Source organism: Loigolactobacillus backii (genome assembly GCF_003946275.1).
Classification (GTDB): domain Bacteria; phylum Bacillota; class Bacilli; order Lactobacillales; family Lactobacillaceae; genus Loigolactobacillus; species Loigolactobacillus backii.
Genome location: NZ_RHNQ01000135.1, coordinates 1 through 1,498 on the forward strand (window position 1 = coordinate 1; position 1,498 = coordinate 1,498).

The following is a 1,498-nucleotide window of genomic DNA, read 5'->3' on the forward strand; positions in this document are numbered from 1 at the left end:
TAAAGTGAACCCCCAAGATTGGACAGAAAAAATCCAATCTTGGGGGTTTCGTTATGAGTAAATTTAATTTCGATTTTAAAGTTAAAGTTGTCACCGAGTATTTAAGTGGTCAGGCAGCATTTTCACTAGCGAGAAAGTATGAAATTGGTAACCGTACTACCATTTCAATCTGGGTTCAGCGATTTGAAAGGTTTGGTATTAAGGGACTTCAGCCAAAAGCTAGGGACTTAGAATACACTAGTCAGTTCAAAGTTGATGTATTAAACTGGAAGAAACAAAATCAGGCTTCACTTCCAGTAACCGCCTTACACTTTAATTTATCTTCGCCAAGTACGATTTGGCAATGGGAAAAGAGATTTGAGGCATTAGGAATTGAGGGGCTTGAGCGAAAGCGGGGCAACTCAAAAAACATGGTAAAACACAAGAATAAGAACGTTAAACCAGTTGTCCAAAAGGACAGCTTAACGACGAAAGAGACCTTAAAGCAACTTCAAAAAGAGAATCAAATGTTGAAGATTGAGAATGAATACTTAAAAAAATTAGAGGCCTTAGCTCAGAAAAAATCAGCACAAAGGAAATCTCAGAAATAGCGACTGAGTTGAGGCAAATATTCCAAGTATCGGTCAAATTGATTCTTAAAGTAATTAAAATACCGCGTAGCACGTATTACTACACTCGAAATCATAAGGAACGTACCTTCAATGATGATCAAGTTATTCAGGCAATTGATGAAATTCGTCAACACGATTCAAAATATACAAAGAAGTACGGGTACCGTCGAACGACAAGTGCCTTGCATGATTTAGGATTTCAGATAAATCACAAGCGAGTCTTACGCATTATGCAGGAACACGACTGGTTATGTCACGCCTTTAATCGACAAACTCGTAAATACAACTCGTATAAAGGATTAGTTGGTAGGGTTGCCCCTAATCGCTTGAAGCGCCGCTTTAAAACCGACAGGCCCTATCAGAAACTTGTAGCAGACGTCAGTGAATTTCGATATGGATCCATGGAAATGAAAGAACGCGTGTATTTGGAACCGGTACTAGATCTATTCTCTGGAGAAATTTTAGCATTTAATATTAGTGAACATCCGACAGTGGAATTCGCCATTAGACCACTTAAAGAAGCTTTGGAAGGACTTCCAGCACTAAAATATCGGACAACTGTTCATACTGACCAAGGTTTTCAGTATCAACATCACCAATGGCGAACGCTGTTAAAAGAGCATCGTGCATTTCAAAGTATGTCTCGTAAAGCGACTTGCCTTGATAACGCTGTAATGGAATCATTCTTTCATATTATGAAAGCAGAAATGATGGATGAACATTTTGAAGATAAAACTAGCCTAATTCAAGCAATGACAGATTGGATAGGCTTCTATAACAATCGTCGTATTAAGACAAAATTAAACGGCAAGTCCCCGGTAAAATACCGAGAACTCGCCGTTCAAAAAGCAGCTTAATAATTTGTCCAATTTTAAGGGTTCACTTCA

At 38.3% G+C, this 1,498-nt stretch carries 2 protein-coding genes; both read left to right on the plus strand.

What is annotated here, in order from left to right:
- Window positions 1–53: 53 nt before the first annotated feature.
- A complete protein-coding gene (locus EKM61_RS12255; RefSeq protein WP_068224266.1) occupies window positions 54–590 on the plus strand; it encodes a helix-turn-helix domain-containing protein in 537 nt (178 codons plus the stop codon).
- The gene (locus EKM61_RS11895) at window positions 587–1,468 is read left to right on the plus strand and encodes an IS3 family transposase (RefSeq protein WP_075168886.1); all 882 of its coding nucleotides are present in this window, start codon (window positions 587–589) and stop codon (window positions 1,466–1,468) included. The genes EKM61_RS12255 and EKM61_RS11895 overlap by 4 nt, the downstream gene beginning before the upstream one ends.
- Window positions 1,469–1,498: the final 30 nt, after the last annotated feature.

Excerpts from the sequence above, each read along its gene's own strand:
- EKM61_RS12255 (WP_068224266.1), top strand. The coding sequence starts at position 54 with ATGAGTAAATTTAATTTCGATTTTAAAGTTAAAGTTGTCACCGAGTAT.